Here is a 3,582-nt window from a genome sequence, read left to right as displayed (position 1 = left end):
GTTTTGATGATTTGGCCATCATCGATAAGAATCATTTGTTCACAGGTTTCCAGAACCAGCTCCAGGTCATGGGTGGCCAGGATCAAAGTTCCGCCCCACTCACGAAACATATTGATAAAATTGCGACGACCCTGAGGATCCAGTTCGCGCGAAGGTTCATCAAAAAGAGTCAGGGGGGAACGCCTTGCCAGACAAATAGCCAGACACACTTTGCGTCGTTCCCCATAACTCAGGTGATGAGCCGATCGGTGCTCAAAACCAATCAGAGACACCTGCTCCAGAGCCTCATGAGCCCGCGTTTTGGCTTGTGCTTCATTTAGACCCAGGCTGTCCAAACCGAAACAGACATCTTCCATTACCGTGGGCATAAACAACATCTCATCCGGATTTTGGAAAACAAAACTCATATTTTTGCGTAATTCTTCAACTGTTGACGAGCTTAGCAGGGTATCCTCGATCTGTATTTCACCATTGACTTTGATAAGACCGGCTATGGCCATGAGCAAGGATGTCTTACCGGCACCATTCGGCCCCACCACGGCTGTTCTCGAACCACTGTTCAATTCGAGATCAATCTCCTGCAGGGCTTGGATACCATCACTGTGAGTAAAGGTCAGCTTGCTGATTTGGATTCGACTCATGAAAGATCTCCAGTAAATCCCCGCATTTGCATGGCATGGTAAACATTTTCGGCGCGTTCAAAACTACGTACCAGGAGCATTCCGACAATATTGGCATAGACTCTGACTCGTTTCCAGCTGGAAACCGTTGAATGCCGCATCTGGATCGCCCGTTCCAGAGCATCTATCTCGCTTACCAGGAGGAAAAAGTAACGATACATAAAGGCTAAAATGATGATAAATAGTTTGGGAGTTCCCCAGCGGGAGAGCTGTTTCAGAATCTCATGAAAAGGAGTGGTTGATGTAAGTAACAGTAAGGTAAAAATACTGAGAAGTGACTTGAATAAGGTTTCGATGAGCTGGTTCAGAGAGAAATTGCCTGAGAAATAATTCACAACAACAATGAGGGCTGAAAAGGGTAGAACCAAAGCTGATCGGGTTAGCAGGAAGCCCAGCGGCACACGGGAAACAAGGGCGATTACCAGAACCAGTAATCCGTATATCCCAAAACCCGTACGAGCTGTTTGATAATCCATCATGGGGAATCCGATTAATAGCAAGGTTAACAGGAGTAATGCAGATTTGATCTTGGCAGACGTTGTGAAGTGATGGATCGGGCTATGTAAATAGGCAAATCGATCGATAAAGGCGTGTTTCATGAATGAGCCAGCAATTCGGGTTTGACCCTCAGTAGAAAATCCAGAATAAAAAGTGTAATGATTCCTTCAATCAAACCGGTTATCCCATAGATCAGAAGCATGGTTTTCAGCGCACTTGAAAATTCCATCATGCCTGAAAGCGATAGTTCGGTAGCACATAATAAGGCTGAAATAATACCGGATAACAACCCTGCAATTACAATAGCTACCCGTTTCCCGGGAATAAGCCGATAAATACTCCAGCCAATAAAACATCCGACCATGGCCATGTTGAGGATATTGGCTCCCAGGCTGAATATCCCGCCATGTTGGAATAGGATGGCCAATGCCAGGAGGGAAACAGTCATGATGATGAAGCCAGCCAAAGGACCCAGGAGGATGCTGATCAGGAGCGCTCCGGTTAAATGGATCGATGTACCCACACCAATGGGAAAGCTGAATAGTTGGATCATAAAAACAAAACTGGCCAGGAGACCCATGAGAGGGATCTGCTCAGGCTTGATACTCTGATTGACTTTTTTTATGCTATAAGCTAGGGTTGTGACTGATATACCTGCAGTGACCAGCGTGACCGGTGTATTTAAAAACCCATCAGGAATGTGCATGATGATCTTTTCGACGTTTTGTCAGGAAATACCAGCCACAGAAAACAAACAGGATGTATCCCACACCAGAGATGATTTTTTGCCAGCGTGGAATGCGTACATTTTGCTGGAGGGGAGACTCGAATCCACCAACAGATACTTCAATGACTTTCCCATGTCCAAAGCCGTCAGAAATCTTTAGGATCCAGACACCAGAAGTATCTGGTTTGAACATAAATACCCCATTCTCATCAGTGAAGCCTTGCTGGAACTCAAATTCTGTTTCTCCAGGACGATAGATTGTCACATCGGCAAAATCCAAAGGCGCGCCATCCTCATATTGAACAGCCACGCCATAACCGGGACCCATCATGGTATAGGAAACACCATGTCCCAATAAGTGGGAAGAGATCATCAGACTAACCAACAGGAAGTTTCTCAACATATCAATTACCCGCGTAAAATGAAAAGGAGGCGGTTTGCCGTCTGAAATGACAGATCGCAATACTGAAGCCCCTGGTGTCGGCTGCAAATGTACTGATACCATGACGATCCATACTCAAAGAATGCCCTTCAAGACCCCCTGTAGTCAGACTGATTGGCACCTTTACGGGTTCCCCTGCCAGTGTTACTCTCAGCGTGTAGGGGACATCACCAGGTCTGATTTCCAGCTCATCACTGTCCATGGTGCTGGTTGTATTCAGGACTGGACCAATCTGGATTTGCGTTTTCAGCAAATAAGAAAAGGGACCTTTGTTGCGTTTCCTCAATTTAACCAGGATAGTGTATAACCCAGATTGTTGGGGCAGAAAATGGGAGATGTGCTCCTGTCCGTTGATCTGGAATTCAAGGGGCGATTCCTGACCTTCTGGATCAATGATACGAGCGAATTGAATCAAATGACTACCAAGCAGAAATTCACTTTCCCCTCCCAAATGACCACTCCTGATGTGGATGGTGATGGTGTCACCTGGATGATAGCTGGGAGAATCAGTATACAGCCAATGCTCATGGGCGTTTAGCGTAACCACCCCTACTAAAAGCAGAATCGCAAATTGGAGGGCTGACTTCATGAATTAAAAACGGTACATAAGGGTGATGTTAGAGCGTGTGGCACCCTGGTTTGGGGCAAATTCTAAACCGGTCTTGAAAACAATATCCTGCATTCCCAAAGGAAAGTAGATTCCTGGAAGAATGGAATATTCACCATCAAAATCACCCAGTAATTCCAAGCCGGCTGCAACACCATGAGCAAGAGGTGTCAGGGGTGAGCGAAAACCAATTCCCCAGCCGTAGGCAACGTCCTCATCTTCCAGCTCGCCATAGAAGTTCACGAGTAGGTTACGGTGACCATTAAAAGCCTTATTAACAATCAAGGCAGCGGCGAAGACCCTTTGCCCATCAAGCAATTCAACGCTCCGATTTAGAGGCTCCTCGTAGCCCAATGTGATCCCAATCTCCACGGGGGAATTTTTCGTAATTTGATATTGAAGAGCAAGAGCGATTGCCTCAATAAATGGAGAGGGTCCCAATGTGTTGTATGCTGATTCAGTACTGCTTACAAGATGTCCACCACCAAATTTTGCGAAATGGCCATGAAGATCAACCATGAGTCGATCAGTGATGCCATAAGAGAGGCCGGGTGTAAGCTCCCAGTGGTCCAGATCGGGCTGTTCTCTATCATCTACCATATAATCATGATGTAGATGAAACACGAAA

At 46.1% G+C, this 3,582-nt stretch carries 6 protein-coding genes; all 6 read right to left on the bottom strand.

Annotated elements, in window-relative coordinates; genetic code table 11:
• A partial coding sequence (locus U9Q77_00050; protein MEA3285754.1) for an ABC transporter ATP-binding protein occupies nucleotides 1–641 on the bottom strand: 641 nt, incomplete at its 3' end.
• On the bottom strand, nucleotides 638–1,279 hold the full coding sequence (locus tag U9Q77_00045) for an energy-coupling factor transporter transmembrane component T (protein MEA3285753.1): 642 nt from the start codon (nucleotides 1,277–1,279) through the stop codon (nucleotides 638–640). The genes U9Q77_00050 and U9Q77_00045, both read right to left, overlap by 4 nt.
• Nucleotides 1,276–1,884 carry an energy-coupling factor ABC transporter permease gene (locus U9Q77_00040; GenBank protein ID MEA3285752.1) on the bottom strand — a complete coding sequence of 203 codons (609 nt, stop codon included), beginning with the start codon at nucleotides 1,882–1,884 and terminating at the stop codon, nucleotides 1,276–1,278. The genes U9Q77_00045 and U9Q77_00040 overlap by 4 nt, the downstream gene beginning before the upstream one ends.
• Nucleotides 1,871–2,308: a hypothetical protein gene (locus tag U9Q77_00035; GenBank protein MEA3285751.1), complete on the bottom strand. Its 438-nt coding sequence runs from the start codon at nucleotides 2,306–2,308 to the stop codon at nucleotides 1,871–1,873. Before U9Q77_00035 ends, U9Q77_00040 begins: the two co-directional genes overlap by 14 nt.
• Nucleotide 2,309: 1 nt before the next feature.
• Nucleotides 2,310–2,936 (bottom strand): hypothetical protein, encoded by a 627-nt coding sequence (locus U9Q77_00030; GenBank protein ID MEA3285750.1) that lies wholly within the window; start codon nucleotides 2,934–2,936, stop codon nucleotides 2,310–2,312.
• Between the two features lie 3 nt (nucleotides 2,937–2,939).
• Nucleotides 2,940–3,582, bottom strand: a 643-nt coding sequence (locus U9Q77_00025) for a hypothetical protein (protein MEA3285749.1), incomplete at its 5' end; no start/stop codon positions are given.

Source organism: Candidatus Neomarinimicrobiota bacterium, from assembly GCA_034716895.1.
In the GTDB taxonomy this organism is placed as follows: Bacteria; Fidelibacterota; UBA8477; order UBA8477; family JABMPR01; genus JABMPR01.
Note: the sequence above shows the minus strand (reverse complement) of the source record. Positions and strands in the feature narration are given on the sequence as shown.

Bases quoted from the DNA above. Each gene is read 5' to 3' on its own strand.
- U9Q77_00040 (MEA3285752.1), bottom strand. From the start codon at position 1,884: ATGCACATTCCTGATGGGTTTTTAAATACACCGGTCACGCTGGTCACT.
- U9Q77_00035 (MEA3285751.1), bottom strand. From the start codon at position 2,308: ATGTTGAGAAACTTCCTGTTGGTTAGTCTGATGATCTCTTCCCACTTA.
- U9Q77_00030 (MEA3285750.1), bottom strand. From the start codon at position 2,936: ATGAAGTCAGCCCTCCAATTTGCGATTCTGCTTTTAGTAGGGGTGGTT.
- U9Q77_00045 (MEA3285753.1), bottom strand. From the start codon at position 1,279: ATGAAACACGCCTTTATCGATCGATTTGCCTATTTACATAGCCCGATC.